The organism is Ulvibacterium sp. (assembly GCF_965228935.1).
Lineage (GTDB): Bacteria > Bacteroidota > Bacteroidia > Flavobacteriales > Flavobacteriaceae > Ulvibacterium.
On record NZ_OZ245846.1, the window covers coordinates 4,236,728 to 4,261,078 of the forward strand.

Below are 24,351 nucleotides of genomic sequence, written 5' to 3' on the forward strand. Positions count from 1 at the left end.
TTCTTTTGCGCATCATTCAGGCACATTTTTTTGCCAAAAAGCGTCCGTCCGTTCCACATCGCGCTGTTCATAAACTTTTTTCAACAACCATCTCGGACGCTCCAAGGTCGTTTCCCATGCAAACAGTTCTTTGTACATTTTTCGCAGTCTTTCCGGTTCTGAATCGGCCAAGTTGTTCAATTCCTTTTCGTCATCGGGCAGGTAAAAGAGTTCCGCAGGACGATCGGGAAAACGAATCAGCTTCCAATCCCCTTTTCGCATAGTAGCCCTGGCATCCCGCTTCCAAAACAGGGTTTCATGTGGGCGTCCTTTTACTTTACCAGTGAGATAAGGAATTAAATCGACGCCATCCAAGTATCCCAATTTTTTTGTATTACCCCCAGCGGCCGTATAAAAAGTGGGCAGTAAATCGAATGTGCTAATGGGTTTTCCATAAACCGTTCCCGGTTTTAAGATGCCAGGATACTTCATAAGAAAAGGTACCCGAATCCCGCCTTCCAAATGGGTAGCCTTAATCCCGCTAAGAGGGTGATTGCTTGAGGCATTGGCATCAGTCGGCCCACCATTATCATTGGTAAATACCACGATTGTATTGTTATCCAAATCCAATTCCTTCAGTTTATCCAAAACTTTGCCGATCGCCCGGTCCAATGCCAAGGTCATTGCGGCCACAATTTTGCGTTTCCCAGTTAAATGGGGAAATTGCTTTAGGTCTTCTTCCTCGGCATGCATGGGCGTATGCACGGCATTGAAGGAAAGAAATGCGAAAAACGGCGTTTTTGCTTTACTATTCCGTGCAATGAACTCGGAAGTCGCCTGGGCCAGGGCATCGGTCAAATACCCATCATGTTCCTCAAAGTTCCCAAAACCGCGTTCCATTTTATTCAAGGGCTCCTTTGGGCTTTCCGTATATTCAAAATAACTCCGTGCCCCGCCCCTGAATCCATAGAATTCGTCAAAGCCCCGTTTCGTAGGATGAAACCGATCGGCTCCGCCCAAATGCCATTTGCCGAAAAAACCGGTAGCATAACCTTGTTCCTTTAAATAATCGGCCATGGTAACCTCTTCAAGCGGCAATCCCATTTCGGGGCCAACTAAGGCGGACACCTCACTCATATACGTGGGTACGTTATTCTCTTCATAGCCAAACCGATATTGATATTTTCCGGTGATCAATCCCGCTCTAGAGGGACCACATGTGGGGTGAGTTACATAGGCTTGGGTAAATCTGACACCTTGGTTTGCCAATGTATCCAAGTTGGGCGTCTTCATTTCCTTACTGCCTTGAAAACCAAAATCGGCGTAACCGGCATCGTCCGCGAAAAGCAGAACGATATTCGGTCTTTCTTGGGCAAGGCATCCAAATTGAAAACAGATTATAAGTAATACTATAAGCGATTGCTTCGTTTTTATCCTATCCATCGTTCAAAACTAGTTTTTTCATCGAGGTCTGTATTTGCAAAATTTAACTGGCGATAACTTTATTTTACCTTAGTAACTCAAAATATCCTTCATTCCGGCTAAAATAATGGTTGCTCGAGCTTTGATAGCCATTATCGTTTGGGGACAGGTTGAACAATTTCAAATGAACCCTTTGGGTTTTTATCCTATTGTTCATATTCCGTTAGATAGTTCTTGACCAAATAGGAATACGCTTCGTTTTCCGAATCGGCAAAAGAATGCAAGTTCTTAAGCAGCTCTGGAGCATGTTTTTTGGATGAAAGAAACTCTAGAAATACTATGATTTGATTTTTTGTCATTGACCCAAGTTGGGTAGAAATGATATTCCCGACATACTTTGGAGCACTTTCGAAATGCCGCAACAATAAACTGCGACTACCAATATCTATCTCGGAAAAAGCCTCCCAGAATGGTTTTTGCAATTCTGGTCTGTTCTGAAACTTATCCGGCATCTCCTTGGCAATAATACTGCGCACCAGTGGAACGGCCGTTTTGAAAATCCGTACTATTCGCAAATGATGTTCAATAAATTGGTCAGAATCCATTTTCTCCAGGGCAAAAAGTTGATAATCGGTATTTTCGCTATAGAGCATGTCCCTAAGCATATTCGCATTCAAAACAGAAAGGGTATATGTCTTTATTTCATCCCGAATAGCACCATGCGTTAAATGCCAGGCCACATAACAGGAATAGAGTGCACCCGAAACCACAGATTCCTTTACTTCGGCCACGGTTGCCCCGGAAAGTGCATCCACACCGTTTACATTTCGCATTACCGGTTCTTCCACCAATTGATCTAGCCGTCTCCTTTTTAATATGGATTTATCATCGGCCAATAGTTTATGAAGTTTCCCATAATCCTCCTTTTGGAATTCGTCATGATCGTGCTTGGTAAGCGGAAGTTCCGGATAGGTATCAAAACCGGCATATTCACCCAATACGGTCCAATACAGGCGAATATGCATCAATTTGCATTCTCCATCGGCACAGACCGGTGTTGCAATGTCCGAAGCGTATAGCACAGGATCTTGGTTCTCGTTGACCATCACCACGACTTCCTGGGCATCAAAGGAATCAACTTGAATAAACAGGCCCGCTTTCTTTTTTGACAATCTTGTACCTACTTTCCATTCCAATAAGTAATACTCGGGAGCCTTGTCCAAAACATCATTATATGTTTCAATTGAGTGTTTCAATGGAAATTCACTTCCTTCATTTGATAGAAAGAGTGCGAAAACAAATACCATAGTTGTTAAAAACTTCATCTTTTTGTCTCTGGGATTTTTTCATATTTCTGTTCTTCTATCAGGGCCAAATATTCATTCAGATAGCCCGTATAGATTTCCCTAGGACCCACATTGTATTTCTTACAAAGGGCCGCCGCCAATCCCACGGCGGCTCCCATCTGTCCCGTTGTACGCATAACCCGAGGGCCTCCCAATCCAGCATGAGAGCAACTGAAATTTCTACCCGCCATAAAAAGATTGGAAATGTTCCTGGAGTACAAACTTCTGTACGGAATGTAATATTCCGGGGTTTTGTAAAATAAGGCTTCGGAGATAAAATCAGGATTTTCCTCGTCTTCCAGAACCGTTTGATAATGGATATCAACATCCCTGGTCTCTACAACCACCACATCCGGAAATTTACGTCCTTCCTTCGCATCCTTGAACGTAAAGATATGATCCCCAACCAGTCTTCTCGATTCTCTTTTTCCAACCAAATAGGATACCCATTCCAATTTGCGTTTGGCATAGGTCGAATCTTGTTTGGCATTGTAAAACGACCCGTAAATGGCACGGAGCATATGATCGCGAATCTCTTCCGCATCATCGATCTGGTTTAAATCGGGTCTGCTGAACTCCCATTGCCATTCCCCGGCGACCTTGGCATATTGTCTAGCCACGGGCATTGCCCAAGGTACTTCCGGAAACGTGTGTTCCCTGTCCGTTTCTTTGGAACCCCATAATACCGACGATCCCATAACGGCATTGTCCGGCTCCTTTGGGCTCCATAATTCGCCATGCTCCTCCCAATCTTCCCCATAGGTGTCTACACTTTCCCGACCGTACGAGAATTCGGCACCTGCCCAATATCCGATCCAGCCATCTCCTGTGGAATCTATAAATCGCGGTGCAGTAAATCGGATACGTTCGCCTGTGGATGTATGTCTGGCATCAACATATTGAATGGTATTATCCTCTGTCTTGGCATCATAGGCCCTGTGATTAAGAAATAATGCGATGTTTTCATAACTCTTTACGTTATCATCCCGTTTTTTCTGGTCCAATTTGGCATCTGCACTTCCATTGGGATAATGCTCCGTATCCAATTTTCTTAAGATTCGTTCAAAATTTCCATAGATACCCAAAGTATGTACGCGAATTTCCTCACTGGCATTCCCGCCCAGAACCGGACGGTCGTGAATCAATGCCACATGTAGGCCCTGCTCTGAAGCGGCTATGGAAGCCGCACAACCCGCGATTCCTCCACCAACTACCACTAGGTCATATGATTCCGTTCGAGGAGGTGCATTGGGTTCGGCCTTAATTGTTTTTCGCCATTCCGCTAACTTTTTCTCGGAAGCCGGTGGTTCCTTTTTCTCCGTGGAAAAATAAATGGCATCCACTCGTCCATTAAAACCGGTCAAATCCACTAACTCCAAATTAATTTCCCTGGTGGTAACCGAGATACTATCCACATATTCCCAACCCCATCCCGAACGGAGACCCAATACCTTTCCGACCCTCTTGCCGTCAACTTTCAGCCGAAACCTCCCAGGGGCTTCCCAATTACCGGGCACCCAATTTTTTGTACGAACCCAAATGTGGTAGCCCCCTTTGGCATCAAACTTAACTTTGGTCTTCGCATTTTTTACAGGCTGTCCCATTCCGTGCGCCAGTAAATAGGGTGAGCCCATTTGTTGTTCAAATTGGGGGTCTACGACCCAACCTCCGGGATTGTCAAAACTTTCGGCTTCTATTAGTATGTCCTGACAATGAACCATACAACCATAAAAAATGGAGCAAATGATACATAGTTTTCTGAATTTAGATGGATACATGGGTTACTGGATTAAAATGGTTCTTCGTTTACCCAATAGGAACTTTCCTTAAAATACATCCGTTAAATGTAGGCAATGTCTTTTCCGAACCAGTTCTATTGGACTAGACAAAATATGAACAAACCCACTAAAAACCCAAGTATTTTAAAAATATGTGGATGGATGTTATTCAGGAAGAATACCCTCCAGCTCTTTTTTGAAGGATTTAAAGTGGTTCCTTAAACCCTTATAATCACCATTTCCTATCAACGCTTTGTTGAAAAGTGAACCGCCCAAACCGGCACCATAGGCTCCTGCTTGAAAAAAAGATTTGATATTGTCCTTGGAAACTCCACCCGTGGGCATCAATTTAATTTCATTCAGGGGCCCCAGAATATCCTTTATATATTGGGGGCCAAGTTGCGTAGCGGGAAAGACTTTAACCGCCGAAGCCCCTAGATTCCATGCCTTGTATATTTCCGTAGGCGTGAAAGCTCCCGGGAAAATCGGGATATTGCGGGTAACACAGTTTTTGATGACCTCTTCGTCCAAAATCGGGGTAACAATGAATTGGGATCCAGCCTTCATGGCCATTTGGAGTTCATTTAGGGAACATACCGTACCTGCCCCAATATTAAGCTTTGGAAATTCCTTTCGTAGAGTTGAAATGATCTTTATGGCATCAGGGGTATTCATCGTAACCTCCAAAGTAGAAAGTTCTGCCTCCTTATAGACTTTGGCAACCTGAAGGATAGTCTCCATATCCAACCCCCGGATTATTCCCACAAGGGGTGCGTCCTTAAAGTATTCCCATGAAAAAGGCGTATTATTTTGCATGAAGGAGAAGCATTTTTCTTTGGCCGATCAACAAGGCCCGTTCAAGAACCGCATCGTCCAAAAGTATCAATTTATCAGGGGCGACAAAAGTTTCGAGCCCTGTTTTGTATAATTCGAAAATGGCGCCGGGAGCGGCCAAAAAAACATTTTCCCCGCTACTCCTTAAGTAGGACAGTTCATCCCCGATTAAAAGTCCGCTCAATCTAAAATAATTGTCCTTCTTATCCATGTCCTCGACAACATGCCTGGCACGAATACCTAATAAATTGGGGGTTGACCCCTCTACCAATCCCAAGTGGAACCCCTCAAGAAAGGCCTTTTTGCCTTGGGCATCCCATTCCGCTATTTCAATGGAATTCGATAAAATACTGTTTTTGCCCAAAACCTCGAAAAGTTCCCCAGTCATAAAGTTTTTTAATTTATGGAAGCTACCTTGGCGGTATGAGATATGCTTGCTATGGGTGCCGGGCAATAAAAGTATCCCTTCGGAATACGAATGTAAATATTCCCCTAAGCCTATCGCCTGTACTTCTTCCCCACGCATCATACCTGTTTCGCTTTTCACCCCTGAAATAAGCAATAGGTCTTGGTTAGTTGCAATGGGTATGCTTTTAGAAATAAATGTATTGCCGCCTTCATCAAAAGGAAGGTCGGCATAGGGCAGTTCGCACAAACCTATGTTTGAAGAGCTCATACCCGAAGCGATTATAGGATGACTTCGATGCCCGTCGGGAAGCTTTTGAACCTCTCCCATCAAATAATCCAAATAAAAGTCTTTTTGATCCAATGCCGTTTGGGCCTTGAAAGCTGCATATCTCCTTTTTACACCTTGATCCGTTCGGTTTTCCCAAATGACCTGAAGTGTTTCCGTCTCTATTAATCGCAACCTAAAATTGGAAGTGCCCCAATCGCAACTTATAAAATGGGAAGTAATGTTCATACCGTGTTCAATGCTCTGGTAACCCTTTTTTTGATTAGGTAATCATCTAGGGCAAAGGTAGAACAATCCACGCCTATTCCACTATTTTTTATACCACCATGAGGAAGATAAATGGCATACTTTAACCCATTCAAATGCACTTCCCCGAATGCCAGATTTTCTGCGAAGTATGCAAGGGTCGATTCATTTTTGGAATATACATAGGAAGCCAGGCCCGCTTCCGTGCTATTCGCCAATTCTAAAACTTCCTCTTTGGTCGAAAATGGAAGTAATAAGGCAACTGGGCCAAAGATTTCATGCTGAACAATCTCAGCTTTGTTATTCGGCATGCGTATGACCGTTGGTTCAAAGTAATACCCCGGGGTATCCATCGGGTTTCCTCCGTAAACCAGTTCCCCACCTTCCGCAAGGGCATCCTTAACGATGCGGGATACTTTTTCCACAGATGATTTGTTGGCCAAAGGCCCCATATCCGGATTGCTCTCCCTGCCAAATCCGATTTTTGTATTTCTGAATACGTCTGTAATTCCTTCCATGAAATCGTCAATGACGGATTCGTGGATATAAAATCTATTGGGGGCCACACAAATCTGGCCTGCATTTCCAGTTTTCAAGGCTGCACCCTGGGTTATGGCCAGGTCTATATCTGCATCCGCAAAAACGATAAAAGGTGCATTGCCGCCACATTCCATGCTATATCTTTTGATGGATGTTCTACTGCTTTGCTCGATTAGCTTTTGTGCCGTAACAGTGGAGCCGATCATGGTAATTAAACTCGGAATCTTGCTTTCACAAAGCGGAAGACCTACATTCTCCACGTCTCCACAAAGTATATTGACCACTCCTTTTGGGAAATTGATCTCCGCACAGATTTCCCCGATCAAATAGGCGGACAATGGGGAAAATTCGGATGGTTTTAAAATTATACTACACCCTGCCGCCAATGCCGGCCCTAACTTGAAACCTAGGTTTAACAAGGGAAAATTGTAGGCCAAAAATGCTACGACCACACCTAAGGGTTGAGAGACAATGCGGTGCTCATGTGTCCCGTCCCAATCTTCAATGTCAACATCACCCCTCTTTACAATTTCCTCGGAATAATAACTTAAGGAATTGATGATGCTGGAAAGATCCTCTTCGGTTCCTTCCCAGGTCTTGCCCATTTCATACATGATACTTTCCCGGAGTAGGTCGCTTTTTTCCGATATTTTGTCCCTCAACTTCCTTATCCACTGCAATCTTTCTTTCAGGGGGAGTTGGGACCATAGCTCAAAACCTTCCTTTGCCGAAAAAAGTGCACGATTGGCATCTTCCCTCCCGGCCCATGCTATGGTCGCAGTTGGTTTTTCGTCCGCGGGGCAAATAACCGGAAAGGATTCCATGGTAGAGGCCTCGGTCAAAGCACCATTAATATATAACTTCCTATGTCCGAATCTCAAAGCTTGCTTCATCTCTATCTATTTCGCGTTCCCTATATTTTTCAAGGGCATCCATATCCACATCTACCCCCAATCCCGGTGTTTTTGGGACATGTAATAGACCATTCCCTAGTTTTAAGCTATGTTGGGTTACCTCATCGCGCAACGCGTTCTCGGTACGATCCAATTCCATGGTAGGCAAGTCGTTATACATTCGCCCTGGGTTTTCATCCAAATTCCCTACAAAGTGGGTAGCAGCACTAATAGCGATCCAAGTACCCCAGGTATGGGGCACTACGTCCTTACTATAGGCTTTGGCCAAGGTAGCGATACCCTTGGCCTCTGTTAGCCCCCCGCAAGCGCAAATATCAGGTTGAACAATATCCACGCATTCATTTTCCAGCAAACGCTTAAAGCCGAATTTTAGGTATTCGCATTCTCCCCCGGCAATAGGTATGCCAGTGTTTCCACGCAATCTTCTATAGCCCTCGTAGTCTTCAGGCGAAACGGGTTCCTCGAACCACGAAATGTCATACAAGGACACTTTCTGTGCCAGTTCAAAGGCTTCCCGATAATTATAGGCATGGTTGGCATCGATCATTAATCGCATATCCGTCCCAATGGCTCTTCGAATTGCCGCTACATTGGCAACGTCCTTCTCGATACCCAACCCCACTTTCATCTTTATCGCCTTGAAGCCTTCCTTTTTATAATGCAAGGCTTCAGAGACCAGTTCTTCCTCCAGATTATCCACCTTGGTAAAATATAGGCCTGTGGCATAAGGTTCTATAATCGGATTTTTTATTCCTCCCAACAAAACGGAAACCGGTTGTCCCAAAAGTTTGCCCTTAATATCCCATAGGGCTACGTCTATGGCACTTATGGCCGCCTGAAGTGTTCCACTACGGGCATAATCCAACGAACGATGGTACATTTCCTGCCAAATAACTTCATGGCCCAATGCCTCGCGACCCAATAGGAAAGGAGTAAAAAATTCTATTCCGGCCTTTATAACACCAGCCGGGCCATAACCTTCGCCCCAACCGTAGGTACCATCTTCCAAGGTAACCTTTACGATGCATATTTTTCTGATATCATATTGCCATTGCGAAAAATAAAATGGAGTATCCAACTTATTTACGATTACAAATGGCTCTATCTTAGTTATATTCATCGGCTTTATTTTATGCTTCAAATAGTAGGCTTAACTGAAGTAACCATGTGCGATTACTATATCCCAATTACAAATGAAAACGTATATAACCAACATTTTATGGTGTAATTTACCCAACGATTACATTATTTTACCTTAGTCTCTCACTTTTAGAATTTAACCGGTTAGCTTTTATAAAATACACTGTTGCTATCCAAAAACATCTATGATACAAAAAAATACATCTGAAGCAACAAAATAGGACAATTTGCCTCACTTTGTACACCGTAAACCAACACCCCGTAACATCAATGAATACTGTATTCTCCTGTGTTTTAAACGATAGCAAACAAAAGGCTGAAATTACCTTGGCGCTATTGTTACTTGTTTTGATTGCGAAACCAACATTTGGTCAAAATAAGGAGTACCAAGCTAATTGGGAGTCGTTAAGGCAGCATACCACCCCGGAATGGTTCAGGGATGCCAAGTTTGGAATTTATTGCCATTGGGGGCCTTATTCGGTTCCCGAGTTCGAAAATGAATGGTACTCCCACTGGATGTACTGTAATGAAAATAATCCCGAGCATGAGTTGGGCAAAAAGTATTACGAACATCATGTAAAGACCTATGGTCCCTTGAACGAATTTGGATATAAGGACTTCATCCCCATGTTCAGGGCCGAAAAATTCGATGCAGCGGAATGGGCCAATCTATTTGAAAAAGCCGGTGCCAAATTTGCAGGCCCGGTCTCTGAACATGCCGACGGATTTGCCATGTGGGATAGTGACTTGACCCGATGGGATGCCAAGGATATGGGTCCAAAGCGAGATATTATGGGGGAACTGTCCCGTGAAATCAGAAAACGGGATATGAAGTTCGTGGCCACTTTTCATCGCCATTGGTTACTGGGTTGGTATCCTACCTGGGATGAGACTACGGATGCCGCGAATCCCGACTATGCCGATCTGTACGGTCCAAAAATGAAAAAAGGAGACTTTAAGTACCCGCCGTCCACCCATGACCTGGACAATGGATTTGACGGTTATTATCCCATGGCCGATGAAAAATTTAATCAGGATTGGCTGAATAGGCTAAAGGAAATAGTGGATAAGTACGATCCCGATCTGGTTTGGTTCGATAACAAAATGGATGTTATCGGTGAGTCCTTCAGAAAGGAATTCCTTACATACTATTACACTAATGCTTCCCTAAAAAATAAGGAGGTAGTGGCCACCTATAAATTCTATGATTTTGCCAAAGGTACCGCAGTTCTGGATGTAGAGCGGGCCAGAATGAGCGAGATGAAGGATTTTCCTTGGCTGACCGACGATTCCATCGATTGGAAAGCCTGGAGCCACATCAGCGATCCCGATTACAAAAGTGCCAACCGAATCATTGATTTTTTGGTGGATGTCGTAAGTAAAAATGGATGCCTCCTCTTGAACATTACCCCCAAAGCGAATGGGGAAATTCCCGGACCGGTCAAAGAGCGTTTGCTCGAAATCGGGGCCTGGCTTAATACCAACGGTGAGGCCATATATGGCACAAGGCCCTGGAAAATTTTTGGGGAAGGTCCGGCCAAGGTGGTTGAGGGGCATTTGAGCGAACGGGAGAATGCAGATAATACGGCAAAGGATATTCGGTATACGACTAAGGGTGACATACTATATGCTATAGTATTGGACTGGCCCAAAGAGACCGTTAGATTGGAAAGTCTAAAAGAAGGAAATCATCTATACCACAAAAAGATAGGCAGTATTCAATTGCTCGGATATCCAAAAAATTTGAATTATGAAATCAATGACGATGCATTACATGTTGGCTTCCCCCCAGAAAAAATCGGGAAACATGCCTTTGTACTGAAAATAACACCCAAAAGTTAAATGACCATGAAAGTTCTTTTCTCCACTATACTTTTGTTCTTTTGTTTTCGCCTAAGTGCACAAACGCCAGAACCCCCAGAGGGTTATCAATGGGTCGTTAACGAAAAGTTCTCTGATGAGTTTAACGGCTCAAAAATAGACACCAAAAAATGGTACGATCGTTCCCCTTATTGGGTAAATGGTAGGCCGCCCGCCACTTTTAGGGCGTATTCGGTTTCGGTAAAGGGCGGCAATCTTCAAATAAAAAATTCGGTCTTGGAGGGTGACAGCATTTACAACATAGCTGGTGGAGCGGTCGCTTCGGTGGCTCAGGACGCCCACTATGGTTATTATGAATCTCGTATAAAGGCTTCCAGTATCTCCATGTCCTCCACATTTTGGTTAAAGAACAAACGAATTAAAAATGGTTGCGTTACCGAACAACAGGAGTTGGACATTGTTGAAATCGTAGGCCAACAAAAAAGGGCCGGCGATTTTAGGACCACGATGAAGTCAAATGCCCATTTTATAGATACACCCTGTGATGGTAAGGAGAAGTATATCTCGGCTCCAGGGCCCGGAGCTAAAATTGACCCACCAGCCAATGAGGTCTATCATGTATATGGTTGCTGGTGGGTCGATGCCACTACGCTTCATTTTTACCTGGACGGTAAATTTGTATATACCATTAATCCAAGTACGTCAATAAGGAAAGATCCCTTTTATCGCCCCATGTATATGCATTTGGTCACCGAAACCTACAACTGGGAAACTCCCCCGACCCCGGAAGAACTGGCGGATGATTCTCGGAACACCACCTATTACGATTGGGTAAGGGCTTACACTCTTGAGCCTATCGACTAAGTCGACTATTCCCTTAACCTTCAAACAATAAGGGGAAAAACTTGCCTTCCATCTTGTTTCCCTTCGGGATATGTGGTACCCCGGCCAAAAGCTCATCATTGGTGTTGCTTATCGTACCGTCCGCGAAAACGTTGAGGACAAAGGCCCTGCGGCTTATATCAGATTTGTTTTCATAGGAACCGTGTACCATCAACGGATGGTGAAAGGCAGCGTATCCTTTCTTAAGCTCAATGGCCACAGGGTTTTTGAACTGTTCCCTTTGTTCATCGGTAAGATATTCCATCAATCCGTTCATATCACCGGCCAACGCGGGTGCATCTAATAAACCCCATTTATGGCTTCTGGGAATATAGTGTAGGCATCCATTTTCGACGGAGGCATCGTCCAGCCCCGTCCAACAGGTCAAGTGTTGCATGGCAACGGTCCGTGTCCAGTACGAATAGTCTTGATGCCATGCCACTACCCCACCATGTTTCGCGGGCTTACAGAACAGTTGATCGTGCCAAAACCGAACGGGTCTGTTTTCCAGTAATTGATAGGCCGCCATCACAAAGGCAGGGTTCCATAGAATATCGTGAAATCCCGGAGTAATACGCCAATGGCCTAATGAATGGAACAAAACCGAGTTTGGATCTTCGGATTCGTTACTTTGGAACTCATAGAACAAATGGTGTGCGGGATGATCCGGATCAATGACCTCTTCCAATTCCCTTCTCAAAACTTCTACCTGGGCATCGTCCAGCATTTTAATACCGGCCAAATAACCGTACTCATGAAAGTGGGCAACTTGTTCATCACTTAATCTATACCGATCCCATTCTTCCGACGTTTTTGGAAGCTTAAAAAGATTCGATATCAATCCATGTTCATCCGCCAAATCCTTTACCGATTCCATACTACCTAATTTTGTGATTTTACTATTTGTTTATTGGTATGTAAAGATAATGCACAAATCTATTGTAGCCCTCCAAAAAAACGAAGGGTATCCTTAATGTGCTCTGCCCAATAGACCCATTCATGCTCCCCAGGAAATTCCTCATATATGTGGTCTATATCATGGTCTAGTAATTGTTGGTGCAATTTTCGATTGTAATCTATCAGCAGATCTTCCTTGCCGCAATCGAACCTAAGCTTTGGCAAATTATTCGAATCGTTCCGGATCAGGGACCAGACCGAGTTTTCCTTTTCATCTCCTTGGAGATATGCTTCCAAGGGTTCCTCTACGAACAAGGGCATCTGATCTAAATCCGTAATGGAGGAATGTGCCGATATCGCCTTGAACTTCTCCCTATATTTTATTCCCAGGCGCAAGGCGCCAAATCCGCCCATGGACAATCCGGAAATATACATAGCCGAGTTTTCACCGACCGAAGGAATGTTTTCCCTTACGGCCTGGGGAACATCCTCCACAATCCACTTTTCAAAGTTACGTCCGTCATGGGGCACATAACCGGAACCATCGCCCCATAACCCGTCCGAAGGCATAGCTATGATCATAGGCGGTATTTCACCATTTTCCATCATTTGCCAAGCGGATAGATGTACCCCTGCCTTCTGTGACCACACCCAGGCACTGCCATAAACCCCATGTAGCAGTATGACCAAAGGAAGATCTGCCAAGGCTTCCAATGGGGGCACGAATACACAAATGTCCCCACGCCCCTTTAAATTTGGTGTTTTTACGGTTATGAACCTTAAATTTCCATGCTCGAAACTAGGGTCGGACAACTCGGTAGTTCTAAACATCTTTTTCTTTTCTAATCAAAAAGGATTACGCCTTTGGCATTCCTACCCGCTAACATATCATCAAAAGCTTTTTGGAGGTTCTCCAACGGATAGGTTCGGGTAATCATTTCATCCAATTTAAGGATTCCGGACTCGTAATGGGACACTATTTTTGGGAAATCACGTTCAGGGTTACAACCTCCATATAACGGATTGATATAAATCTTGTCCCATTCAAATAGATTCATGTCAATTACGATTTCTTGCTCTATTCCACTTACTTGAACAGCGGTACCCGCATTTCTGACCATAGCCAAGGGAGCAGCACCGAGTTCGGGCACAGCGGTACACTCAAAGGCATAATCGGCACCCCGACCGTCGGTCATTTGTCGCACCTCTTCGGCGGCTTTCAATAATCCTTTATCATTTTTATCCGCTTTTAGCAAATGGGTAGCCCCAAAGGTTTGGGCCATTTGCAATCGTTGCTCGTTGATATCGATAGCTATAATCTTTGAGGCTTTGTTAATTTTTGCACCCTGAATCACACTCAATCCTACCCCTCCCGTTCCCAAAACCACAACAGAGCTATTTTCCTTTACTTTTGCCGAATTTACTACGGAACCATATCCTGTCATTACTCCGCAACTAATAATACTAGCCGCAGTAAAGGAAAGCCTATCCGAGGGATTCTTTACCACCGCGGAGGCCTTCACCAAGGCATACTCGGATAAGGTCCCAATGTTAAAGGAGCGCTCTATGGGTGTATTCTTCCAGATTGTACCCTTTAAATGGGCATGGCCTTCGGTATATCCATTGGCACCGGCCACCACCGGGGAGTTGTTCTCGCAAATATGTTCATTTCCTTCCTTGCACTGAAAGCACTTTCTACAGGGTGTTGCCCAATTCAGGATTACGTTATCCCCAATAGTAACATTTTTGACCTGAGTACCGATTTTCTGAACGACTCCCGCACCTTCGTGGCCCATAACTATCGGTTTTTCCCAGTGTAAAGAGTCATAATCCGTATGGCAAAGTCCCGCCGCCTTTACCTTCACCAAGACCTCGTCCGGTTCGGGATCGCCCAAGTTTACATAATCTATAACAAAATTACCATCTCCTGTGGCAATTGCACTTTTGGAACGTAAGGACATATTTATTCTTATCTAGATACTCGGGATTAATCTTTCCAATAACAGTTCTATGTTAACCAATTTTGGGTAAACAAAAAATTATTCTGCCAAAAGGTTGGCCGGCTTAAACTCAATAGAGGAATCCACCAGTTTGGATGTATCAATTTTCTCACCACTTTTAATGAATTTGGTACCATAGACATAGGCCTTGGCATTATTCACGGCATCTACCGCCAATAACGTATCACCCTTGAAATACCAAATCGAAAAGCATTTGTCACGATTTGACTCCTTGCGCACCAAAACTCGGTCGTATCCCTCCGAAAGACCTACCATTTGCAGTTTTATGTCATATTGATCGGACCAAAACCAAGGTATTGCATCATAAATGGGTTCCTTTCCACAAATAGCCGCTGCCGCCACTTTAGCCTGGTCTACAGCATTTTGTACACATTCCAGACGAATAAAACGATCATAGTGCGGATTATAATGAAATGTACAATCACCTATGGCATAAATATCCGTGTCATTTGTACAGGCCATGGAATTTACGCGAATTCCGTTTTCGATATCCAATCCCGCCTCCTCGGCCAGCTCCTTGTTTACCCGAATACCACAGCCTATTAAAATGATATCCGCCTTATAACGTGACCCGTCGGTACAAAGAACTTCATAGTATTTTTTTTGGGTTTCGATGGCCTTCACATCTTTAGCCGTTAAGATCGGAACTCCATTTTCGGTATGTAACTCTTGAAAGAAATGCGACATTTCAGGAGCCGTTACACGGGCCAGAACACGTTCTTCACGTTCCAAAACCGTTACGTGGGCTCCTATTTTTTTCAATGATGCCGCCGCCTCCAGCCCTATATAACCTCCTCCAACAATAACTATCCGATTATCCTCACTTTGCTCTAAAGCCGAACGAATATGGGTGATGTCCTTCGCAGTGCGTATCGGAAAAACATTTTTGGAAGTATCAATGCTGGGAATTGGGGGAATAATCGGACGGGCACCTGTGGCGATTACCAATTTGTCATAGGGTTGGACATCCCCATCTTCCAAGGTAATGGTATGTGCTTCTCTATTAATGGTGGAGACGGTAGTACCAAGACGTAGGCTTATCCCTTCTTTCTTATAACTTTCAGCTGGTTTTAACAGGTTTTTTTCTATGTCGTCCCCATTCGTCAAATAGGTTTTGGACAAGGGCGGTCTGTGGTACGGCAGCTCCGGATCTGAATCAAACAATATAATGGCACCGTTCCAGCCTTCCCGACGCAGCGAGAATGCAAAATTCACTCCGGCATGGCTGGCTCCCAGGACTACACATATCTCGTTATTGGAACTATTTGCGACCATGGGTTAGGAACTAATCATTTGGCTACGCGCAATACTATACCATCTAAGGCTTCACTTACCGACAATTGACAACCTAAACGGCTGTACGCATCGGCGTTATCATCCAATTCCAACATATCTTTTTCAATCTCACTTGCCTCACCGGTCTTGGGCATATCCTCGGGCGAAACATGGACGTGACAGGTTGCGCAGGAACATACCCCACCACAGTCCCCATCAATACCCTTGATACCGTTCTTGACCGCCAGTTCCATAACCGAACCGGAATCGCCCTCTACAATATGGGTTTCGTTATCGCTGGTGATAAATGTAATTTTTGCCATAGGTGCTTGCTATTTCATTAAACGATTGAATTTTACATTGATTCGTTCATACCCTACTTTTCGTTGGAACTCGTCCAAATCCTCTATATTTTCCTTGTAGTCCAAGATGTCAATTGAATCTACCTTTTCCGCCAATGCGGTAAGTAGCGTTTTCATGATTTGACGGGCATGGGTTGCCCCCAAGCAGTTATGATGACTAAAACCAAAGCTTACATGAGGATTGATTTTACGATCCAGCACTACTTCATTAGGCTTTTCGAATACCGAAGCATCCCTATTGGCCGATGCCCAACACAAGGATATACGGCTATCGGCTTTGATGGCATGCTCGCATACCTGTGTGTCCTCGGTCACCACACGTCCCATTTGTGTTAAAGGCGAGAAATAACGCATCAACTCCTCTACTGCATTACCTATAATTTCCGGTTCGTTGCGTAGCCGTTCAAGTGATTCGGGATGTTCCGCAAAATAAGCAATGGAATTCGTTACAGCATTGATGACCGTATCCCGTCCACCGGCAAAGGTAAGGATCATTACGCCCTTGACCTCTTCTTTCGTTAACTTCCTACCCTCTACCTCAGATGCCAATAAAACAGAGTAAAGGTCCTCCCCCGGATGTTGGATGGCACGTTCAATTTGTTCATCGATATAGTCATAAAGAATGGCCGCCTTATCACCGTCAAGCGCTGTTTCCTCGCTTCGAAAAACATGGGTGCCCCAAGAAATCCAGGTCTCGGCCTCCGAGAAAGGTATATTCAACAAAAGCGTTAATGCGTGTGATTGTACGGGCAAGGAAAATTCATTGACTGCCTCTACCGTGTCCTTTGAAAGTACAGTATCGATCGCCGTGTATATTTGCTCCTTCAATTGCTCTTGATACTCCGATTGTAGTGGCCTCTTGAACCAAGGTTCCACAAGTGCCCTGAATTTGCCATGTGCCGGGGGATCCATTTCAAAAGGAACCTGACGTGTATCCCGTATATTGACCTCGGATGGAACTACGATTCGCCCTGGGGTCGCCCCGGACATAAAAGTTTTGTAGTTATGGGCCGACTTGCGTACATCCTTATGACGTAAAAGCATGACTACCGGATCTTCTTGATCGTTCATTTCGCCATAGCCCCTATTTACACGGGCTTCCTCAAAAGGATCTTGTAGTTCACTTTTTTCCATTTTACTTTCTTTAATCGTTATCGTTATACCTCTGCTACAAAAATTGCCAGAAAATTAGGGGAATACTTCTCCTTTTTTGACCAATAAGTAAACTATTCTGTTTAAATTATTTGTATTTTCATGTTTTGAAGACAAAATAAAGTAGTAATGTAGCTTCATTATTGTTTTAGGTAATCTACATGGTCCAGTGCCAAAGTAAGTCGTGTTATCCTTCTATTATTATAAAATCCGGTAATGAAACCCATTTTAGAACCCATCCATTTGGATCAACGAAGAACTATAACGGGATTCTGCTTTGCTAAGAAAAATTTTGAAACCCCCTGGCATTTTCATCCACAACATGAGTTGACCTATATTGAAGAAAGTGTGGGGACCAAATTCATTGGTGATTATGTAGGTCCCTACGAGCCTGGTGAATTGGTACTGGTCCGTTCCAATCTGCCACATTGCTGGAAAAATCAAGTGCAGAGGGACGGACAATCCAAATCGGTAGTAGTGCAATGGGACAAAGGTATATTTGTAAGAATACCCGAGTTGGCCCCAATTTTTAAAATGTTGAGAACTGCTTCCAGGGGAATTATTTTTGATAAAAAAGAAACCGCCCCTTTGATTAGATCGTTTAAGGAACTGCCCCAACTGCAAGGTCATGATCTGTATATTGGATTATTGACTTTGTTGATTGCACTATCAAAATGCAAATACGAGACACTTTCCGAGGCCAGTTTTACCGATGATATCCCGACCGAATACGGTAGCCGTATGACAAAGGTCCACGATTTTGTAGGTATGCATTTCAATCGGAAAATCTATCTCAGGGAATTAGCCGGACTGGTAAATATGTCCGAACAGTCCTTTTCCCGTTTTTTCAGTAAAATGATGGGGCGTCCTTTTTTTACCTTCCTCAACGAATATCGTATCAATATGGCCGCACGTATGTTGTTGGATACGGATTACTCCATTTCGCAGATCGGTTTTGCCTGTGGTTATGAAAGTCTTCCTTTTTTCTATAGACAATTCAAAAAAATAATGGGGTCTTCACCTTTGGCGTACCAGAAAAAATTTTCCCCGAGCTCAACTCGGTAAAGCACCCAGGATCAATGTACTTGTAATAAATAGGCTACAAACATGTACAAATAACCATTTGTTGCACTCATTTGAACATAAGGTATTTCGGTTTCCCATCAAAAACTTCAATTTAGCTTAGCTTTAACGGCCAAAGTGCTGACTAACCAACTTTCTTTATATGAAGATTTCAAAACATTTTTTTGGTCCCATTCTTATAATTTCAATACTTTTTTCTTGTGATGGCAAAAATGAAAAACAGGTAGCCCAATCGTCCTCAACTAATCAAATCCCAGTTTTTGAGCCAAATTGGGAGTCGATTAAAAAGAACTATAAGGATCCGGAATGGTTCAACGATAGTAAGTTCGGGATTTTCATTCATTGGGGGAGCTATTCGGTACCGGCCTATGGTTCGGAATGGTATCCAAGGCAGATGTATATGGACACCGCCAATTTTTCGGCACAACTTAAAAACTTGGGCAATGGGCCCACCGAAATTTACCTACATCATAAAAAGAAGTGGGGCGATCAAAAAACATTTGGCTACAAGGATTTCATCCCTATGTTCAAAGCGGAAAAATTCGACCCGGTAAGCTGGATCGATCTTTTTAAAAAGGCCGGGGCCAAGTATGTAATCCCAGTTGCCGACCATCATGACGGTTTTGCCATGTATAAATCCAACACCACGCGCTGGAATGCCATGAATATGGGACCAAAACGCGATGTACTGGGCGAACTTTTTAAAGAAGGAAGAAAGCAGGGGCTCATTATGGGGGCATCATCACATTATGCGTTCAACTGGTCATTTTACAATAAAAAGGACCATTTTGATACTGTTGATCCGGAATATGCGGATCTGTATTCCAAAAAAGGAAAAGATGTTACCGAACCGGTATCAGATGAATTTAAGGATCTTTGGTGGGATCGCACCGTTGATTTGATAGATAACTATCAACCTGATATTCTTTGGTTCGATTTCTATTTGGATATTCCCGATTTTGAAGCGTATCGACCAAAGATAGCGGCCTACTACTACAATAAAGGTATCGAATGGGGCAAAGAAGTAGTGATAAACGATAAAAACCTCTACCATGAAGCTTTTCCCGAAGGTACCGTAATCTATGACCTTGAACGTGGAAAACTTCCGGGTATTCGCAAATTGCCGTGGCAAACGGATACCTCGATTGGAAAAAACTCTTGGGGCTATGTAACCAACGAAGAGGCCAAAACGGCCAATAGCCTTGTGGATGATCTGGTAGATATTGTTTCAAAAAATGGAAACTTGTTGCTCAACGTTGGTCCCAAGCCAGACGGAACCATCCCTGAAGATCAAAAGGAAACTTTGTTGCAAATAGGGAAATGGTTAAAGACAAATGGAGAAGCCATTTACAATACCGATCACTGGAAAACCTTTGGGGAGGGTCCTACCAAGGTGATAGGGGGCTATATGTCCGAGCATAATGTTAAGGAAGGGTTCACCGCCGAGGACATCCGCTTTACCCAAAAGGAGGGCAAGTTATATGCTATTATGTTGGATTGGCCTTCGGATGGAAAAATCAATATAAAAACTTTGGGTTCGGATAGTGGATATGCCAAGAATTTGGATATTAAGAGTGTGCGTCTTTTGGGAAGTAGCTCCAAGTTGGATTTCAATCAAACCAAGGAAGGTCTTTTGGTTTCCAATATGGGAGAGAAAACCGGGGACTTTGCCCATGTTTTGGAAATTAGGATATAGGCAGATAAAATAGCTAATTGAGTTAGTTTTTTTTAATTTCGGAGCGCGCCCATTTGGTGCGCTCTTTTCGATGTTGAATTTTAAACCCAGAAATGGATTATATTGTTTGTGAAAAGCCAGGTGAGTTTATCCTAAAGGAAAAGGACGAACCTAAGAAGAAAATCGGAGAAGCACTTCTTAAAGTTAAGAAAGTAGGTATCTGTGGTACAGATTTACATGCCTATACGGGCAATCAGGCATTTTTTACGTATCCGAGGATCTTAGGACATGAATTGGCAACACAGGTTGTTGAAATCGATGATAATCCGCAGGGGATAAAATCGGGTGATAATGTGGTGATCATGCCTTATATAAGCTGCAAAAAATGTGTGGCCTGTAGAAATGGTAAAACCAATTGCTGTACCAATATTAAGGTTCTGGGCATCCATACGGATGGTGGTATGCAAGAACGCATTTCCGTTCCGATAGATCTTTTGATACCGGCACAAAACTTAAGCGACGACCAAATGGCCATAGTAGAACCTTTGGCGATAGGTGCACATGCCATTAGAAGGTCTCAACTAGAGAGCGGCGAAACCATTGTTGTGGTGGGCTGTGGGCCCATTGGTATTGGCATTATGAAATTGGCCCAAATTGCGGGGGCCCGCGTAATCGCTGTTGATATGAATCAACAACGACTGGATTACGCCCAAGAGAAAATAGGTATCGATCATATACTATTAGGTGGACCCGATGCGATCCAAAAAGTTTCCGAAATCACAAAAGGGGATATGGCCACCGTTGTTTTTGACGCTACAGGCCATAAGGGAGCCTTGGAATCCGGTCCGGATTATATGGCCCATGGAGGGAAGTATGTCTTGGTGGGCCTTTCCAAAGGAGAACTTACTTTTACACATCCTGCCATCCATGCCAAGGAAACTACGATATTGTGCAGCAGAAATGCCACTCTGGAAGATTTTGAATATGTAATTTCCATCTTGGAAAAAGATGAATTTCCCATCGATTCCTTTGTTACCCATAACGTAGGCTATGGTGATATGATAGCCCATTTTGATAGCTGGCTTGATCCTGAAAATGGCGTAATCAAGGCCACCGTGGATTTTCAATCTTGAAGAATAACAGATTATTGAATTGAGTTTATGTCAAACACCTTTATACAGATTCACCCCAAGGATAATATTTTAGCGGCCCTGACCGATTTGCCAAAAGGTACCGCAATCGAACATAATGGCAGTCCGTTTCACCTGACAGGTGAGACCAAGGCGAAACATAAGTTTGCGACCCAGAACCTACAGGTAGGAGATGAAATCTTTATGTATGGCACTTTGGTGGCCAAGGCCATAAAACCTATCGCCCAAGGAGAGACCATCACTACGGAAAATGTGGTTCACGCTTCTTACGAATATGCGGTGGGCAAGGAAAAGATAAGCTGGAACGCCCCGGACATCTCCAAATGGAAGGATCGGACTTTTAACGGTTACCACAGAGCCGATGGAAGTGTGGGCACCGCCAATTATTGGCTGGTCATTCCTATGGTCTTTTGTGAGAACCGAAATGTGGAGGTGTTAAAATCCTCTCTGTCCAAATCCCTGGGTTATCATACCACCACTGATTTCATTGTGGATACCCAAACACTTATAAATCAGTACAAAAAGGGAGCTTCTACAGATGATCTGCTAGCCGCGGAAATCATGAAAACCCCGGAAGATGTAAAACGAACACGTACCTTCCCGAACGTGGACGGGATTAAATTTTTAACCCACGAAGGTGGATGTGGTGGATTCCGTCTGGATTCCGATACGCTTTGTAATCTTTTGGCCGGATATATTACCAATCCCAATGTGGCCGGTGCAACAGTACTAAGCTTGGGCTGCCAGAACGCAGAAGTGAAGTTGTTGGAGGAAGCTATTGAAAAAAATAGTCCCAACTTTTCAAAACCTCTATATATACTAGAGCAGCAAAAAAGCGAGAGCGAACGTCATTTTATCGAAGAAGCTGTCAAAAAGACTTTTCTGGGGTTGATCGAGGCCAACAAAACGGAACGAAAGCCCGCTCCGTTGCACCATTTGGTCTTAGGGTTGGAATGTGGCGGTTCGGATGGCTTTTCTGGAATATCCGCTAACCCGGCCTTGGGATATGCATCGGATTTATTGGTCGCCCTGAACGGAACCACGGTGCTCTCCGAATTTCCAGAACTCAATGGTGTGGAACAAGAACTTATCAACCGATGCGAAACACCGGAAAATGCCAAAAAGTTTGCGGAATTGATGGATTCCTATTCTGCCAAGGCCGTTGCTTTGGGATCCGGTTTTAAGAACAATCCCTCTCCGGGAAACATTAAAGATGGATTGATAACCGATGCCATGAAATCCGCGGGGGCTGCAAAAAAAGGGGGTACTTCGCCGGTAACGGATGTCCTGGACTATACTGAAAAAGTAACCAAAAAGGGGCTAAACCTATTGTGTACTCCGGGGAACGATGTTGAAAGTACCACAGGTCTTGCAGGCTCAGGTTGCAATGTTATCTGTTTCACCACAGGATTAGGGACACCCACCGGAAACCCTGTAGCCCCGGTAATCAAAATATCCAGTAACAATACCCTGAGCGAGCGTATGAAGGATATCATCGATTTTAACACGGGAAGTATCATCACAGGTGAGGATACCATTGAAAGTGTAGGCGAGGAACTTTTGGAATACATTATTGAGGTTGCCAGTGGAGAGGTTGTCCCTGCTGCGGTTCGTTTGGGCCAAGAAGATTTCATTCCATGGAAAAGGGGAATTTCCCTATAAAGAGTATGTAAATGAATGCATTGAATAGAAGCACATTTTCCGGAAGCTCCTATACGGAAAGAATACTGCAATTTGGAGAAGGAAACTTTCTTAGGGCATTTGCCGACTGGATGATCGATGAAATGAACCAAAAAGCTGATTTTGACACAGGAGTCGTGGTTGTACAGCCAATAGAACAAGGTTTGGTACAAATGCTCAACGATCAGGACGGACTGTATACCCTTTATTTGAATGGTATTAAGGATGGAAAGGCCGTTAGTGAGCACCAGGTCATAGATTGTATCCAAAGAGGGATAAATCCTTATGAGAATTATAGCGATTACCTGACCAACGCAAATAATCCCGATTTGCGGTTTATCATTTCCAACACCACCGAGGCGGGAATAGCATATTCCGAAACGGACAGATTGGAAGACACCCCTCAAAGGAGTTTCCCGGGTAAGTTGGCCGCACTTTTGTATCGAAGGTTTCAAGCCTTTGAAGGAAATCCCGACAAGGGCCTTATCCTAATCCCCTGTGAGCTAATCGATAGAAATGGGGATAATTTGAAAAGGATTGTTTTACAGCACGCCGACGATTGGGGTTTAGGCAATGAATTCATCAATTGGATAGAAGAAGCCAATATCTTTTGCAATACCTTGGTAGACCGGATCGTCCCCGGCTACCCGAGGGATAAAATAGAACCCTTGACCCAAGACCTTGGATATAAGGATAATCTGATCGTGGAAGGAGAACAGTTTCATCTATGGGTCATAGAAGGGCCGGAATCCATACAACAGGAATTTCCGGCCAAGGAATGTGGATTGAACGTTGTTTTTACGGATAATATGGAACCCTATCGTACCCGAAAGGTACGAATATTAAACGGTGCCCATACCTCATTGGTGCCGGTGGGCTACTTATATGGAATAGATAAAGTTCGGGAATCCTTGGAGGATCCTACGGTAGGTACTTTCCTTAAGGACGCTATTTTCAATGAAATCTGCCCTACTTTGGATTTACCCAAGGAAGAATTGGATCAGTTTGCGAATGACGTTCTGGATAGATTTAGAAATCCCTATTTGGAACATGCCTTGCTAAGCATTTCATTGAATTCGGTTTCCAAATTCAAGACCAGGGTATTACCGTCGATCTTGGAGTATATTAAGCGAAACAATGAGCTTCCCAAAAGGTTATTGTTCTCACTGGCCGCATTAATCGCTTTTTATAAGGGGGAAAGAAATGAAGCATCCATTCCTTTAAAGGACGACAATGCGGTTCTGGATTTTTTTAAATCCCAATGGGCTTCGGGAGACATCACCTCAATTACCAAAAATACGTTGATGAATACATCTTTTTGGGGAAAAGATCTTACCGAATTTAACGGGTTACCGGAAGCTGTGGAAAGCAGTTTACAAGATATCGTTACCCATGGAATGGTAACGGCCTTGACATCGCACCTTAAATCGTAATTATAGAATACCCTTGAGACTATAGG

At 43.8% G+C, this 24,351-nt stretch carries 20 protein-coding genes; 7 read left to right on the plus strand and 13 right to left on the minus strand.

Annotation, left to right across the window (positions count from 1 at the left end; translation table 11 throughout):
• Window positions 1-12: 12 nt before the first annotated feature.
• The 7 genes from ACO06Y_RS17985 to ACO06Y_RS18015 all read right to left on the minus strand — a co-directional run bounded on the left by ACO06Y_RS17985 (window position 13) and on the right by ACO06Y_RS18015 (window position 8,873).
• Complete coding sequence (locus ACO06Y_RS17985; RefSeq protein ID WP_422080397.1) at window positions 13-1,422, minus strand: sulfatase; 1,410 nt, start codon at window positions 1,420-1,422, stop codon at window positions 13-15.
• A 185-nt stretch (window positions 1,423-1,607) separates the two neighbouring features.
• Window positions 1,608-2,726: a hypothetical protein gene (locus tag ACO06Y_RS17990; protein WP_422080398.1), complete on the minus strand. Its 1,119-nt coding sequence runs from the start codon at window positions 2,724-2,726 to the stop codon at window positions 1,608-1,610.
• Complete coding sequence (locus ACO06Y_RS17995) at window positions 2,723-4,525, minus strand: FAD-dependent oxidoreductase (RefSeq protein WP_422080399.1); 1,803 nt, start codon at window positions 4,523-4,525, stop codon at window positions 2,723-2,725. Before ACO06Y_RS17995 ends, ACO06Y_RS17990 begins: the two co-directional genes overlap by 4 nt.
• A 165-nt stretch (window positions 4,526-4,690) precedes the next feature.
• A complete protein-coding gene (locus ACO06Y_RS18000) occupies window positions 4,691-5,341 on the minus strand; it encodes a bifunctional 4-hydroxy-2-oxoglutarate aldolase/2-dehydro-3-deoxy-phosphogluconate aldolase (RefSeq protein WP_422080400.1) in 651 nt (216 codons plus the stop codon).
• Window positions 5,331-6,281 carry a 2-dehydro-3-deoxygalactonokinase gene (locus ACO06Y_RS18005; protein ID WP_422080401.1) on the minus strand — a complete coding sequence of 317 codons (951 nt, stop codon included), beginning with the start codon at window positions 6,279-6,281 and terminating at the stop codon, window positions 5,331-5,333. Before ACO06Y_RS18005 ends, ACO06Y_RS18000 begins: the two co-directional genes overlap by 11 nt.
• Window positions 6,278-7,732, minus strand: a complete 1,455-nt coding sequence (locus ACO06Y_RS18010) for an aldehyde dehydrogenase family protein (protein ID WP_422080402.1) — start codon at window positions 7,730-7,732, stop codon at window positions 6,278-6,280. The genes ACO06Y_RS18005 and ACO06Y_RS18010 overlap by 4 nt, the downstream gene beginning before the upstream one ends.
• Window positions 7,704-8,873 (minus strand): mandelate racemase/muconate lactonizing enzyme family protein, encoded by a 1,170-nt coding sequence (locus ACO06Y_RS18015; RefSeq protein WP_422080403.1) that lies wholly within the window; start codon window positions 8,871-8,873, stop codon window positions 7,704-7,706. The genes ACO06Y_RS18010 and ACO06Y_RS18015 overlap by 29 nt, the downstream gene beginning before the upstream one ends.
• Before the next feature lie 290 nt (window positions 8,874-9,163).
• Between ACO06Y_RS18015 and ACO06Y_RS18020 the strand changes: the two genes are divergently transcribed.
• Window positions 9,164-10,735 carry an alpha-L-fucosidase gene (locus ACO06Y_RS18020; RefSeq protein ID WP_422080404.1) on the plus strand — a complete coding sequence of 524 codons (1,572 nt, stop codon included), beginning with the start codon at window positions 9,164-9,166 and terminating at the stop codon, window positions 10,733-10,735.
• Between the two features lie 6 nt (window positions 10,736-10,741).
• The gene (locus tag ACO06Y_RS18025) at window positions 10,742-11,578 is read left to right on the plus strand and encodes a family 16 glycosylhydrolase (protein ID WP_422080405.1); all 837 of its coding nucleotides are present in this window, start codon (window positions 10,742-10,744) and stop codon (window positions 11,576-11,578) included.
• A 13-nt stretch (window positions 11,579-11,591) separates the two neighbouring features.
• Here the strand turns inward: ACO06Y_RS18025 and ACO06Y_RS18030 are convergent, their stop codons facing one another.
• The 6 genes from ACO06Y_RS18030 to ACO06Y_RS18055 all read right to left on the minus strand — a co-directional run bounded on the left by ACO06Y_RS18030 (window position 11,592) and on the right by ACO06Y_RS18055 (window position 17,285).
• Window positions 11,592-12,473 (minus strand): phytanoyl-CoA dioxygenase family protein, encoded by an 882-nt coding sequence (locus ACO06Y_RS18030; RefSeq protein ID WP_422080406.1) that lies wholly within the window; start codon window positions 12,471-12,473, stop codon window positions 11,592-11,594.
• A 59-nt stretch (window positions 12,474-12,532) separates the two neighbouring features.
• On the minus strand, window positions 12,533-13,324 hold the full coding sequence (locus ACO06Y_RS18035; RefSeq protein ID WP_422080407.1) for an alpha/beta hydrolase: 792 nt from the start codon (window positions 13,322-13,324) through the stop codon (window positions 12,533-12,535).
• 11 nt (window positions 13,325-13,335) lie between these two features.
• Complete coding sequence (locus tag ACO06Y_RS18040; protein ID WP_422080408.1) at window positions 13,336-14,454, minus strand: alcohol dehydrogenase catalytic domain-containing protein; 1,119 nt, start codon at window positions 14,452-14,454, stop codon at window positions 13,336-13,338.
• A gap of 78 nt (window positions 14,455-14,532) precedes the next feature.
• On the minus strand, window positions 14,533-15,789 hold the full coding sequence (locus tag ACO06Y_RS18045) for an NAD(P)/FAD-dependent oxidoreductase (RefSeq protein WP_422080409.1): 1,257 nt from the start codon (window positions 15,787-15,789) through the stop codon (window positions 14,533-14,535).
• Between the two features lie 14 nt (window positions 15,790-15,803).
• A complete protein-coding gene (locus tag ACO06Y_RS18050) occupies window positions 15,804-16,112 on the minus strand; it encodes a 2Fe-2S iron-sulfur cluster-binding protein (protein WP_422080410.1) in 309 nt (102 codons plus the stop codon).
• A gap of 9 nt (window positions 16,113-16,121) precedes the next feature.
• Entirely contained in the window at window positions 16,122-17,285 is a 1,164-nt protein-coding gene (locus ACO06Y_RS18055; RefSeq protein ID WP_422080411.1) for a cytochrome P450, read from the minus strand.
• A gap of 234 nt (window positions 17,286-17,519) precedes the next feature.
• On the opposite strand from ACO06Y_RS18055, the gene ACO06Y_RS18060 reads away from it, so the two are divergent.
• The 5 genes from ACO06Y_RS18060 (at window position 17,520) to ACO06Y_RS18080 (ending at window position 24,325) form a co-directional block, all read left to right on the plus strand.
• Window positions 17,520-18,368 carry an AraC family transcriptional regulator gene (locus tag ACO06Y_RS18060; RefSeq protein WP_422080412.1) on the plus strand — a complete coding sequence of 283 codons (849 nt, stop codon included), beginning with the start codon at window positions 17,520-17,522 and terminating at the stop codon, window positions 18,366-18,368.
• A 160-nt stretch (window positions 18,369-18,528) separates the two neighbouring features.
• Complete coding sequence (locus ACO06Y_RS18065; RefSeq protein WP_422080413.1) at window positions 18,529-20,082, plus strand: alpha-L-fucosidase; 1,554 nt, start codon at window positions 18,529-18,531, stop codon at window positions 20,080-20,082.
• Window positions 20,083-20,174: 92 nt separating this feature from the next.
• Window positions 20,175-21,194: a zinc-binding alcohol dehydrogenase family protein gene (locus tag ACO06Y_RS18070; RefSeq protein WP_422080414.1), complete on the plus strand. Its 1,020-nt coding sequence runs from the start codon at window positions 20,175-20,177 to the stop codon at window positions 21,192-21,194.
• Between the two features lie 27 nt (window positions 21,195-21,221).
• On the plus strand, window positions 21,222-22,874 hold the full coding sequence (locus ACO06Y_RS18075) for a UxaA family hydrolase (RefSeq protein WP_422080415.1): 1,653 nt from the start codon (window positions 21,222-21,224) through the stop codon (window positions 22,872-22,874).
• An 11-nt stretch (window positions 22,875-22,885) separates the two neighbouring features.
• Complete coding sequence (locus ACO06Y_RS18080; protein ID WP_422080416.1) at window positions 22,886-24,325, plus strand: tagaturonate reductase; 1,440 nt, start codon at window positions 22,886-22,888, stop codon at window positions 24,323-24,325.
• The last annotated feature ends 26 nt before the right edge of the window (window positions 24,326-24,351 follow it).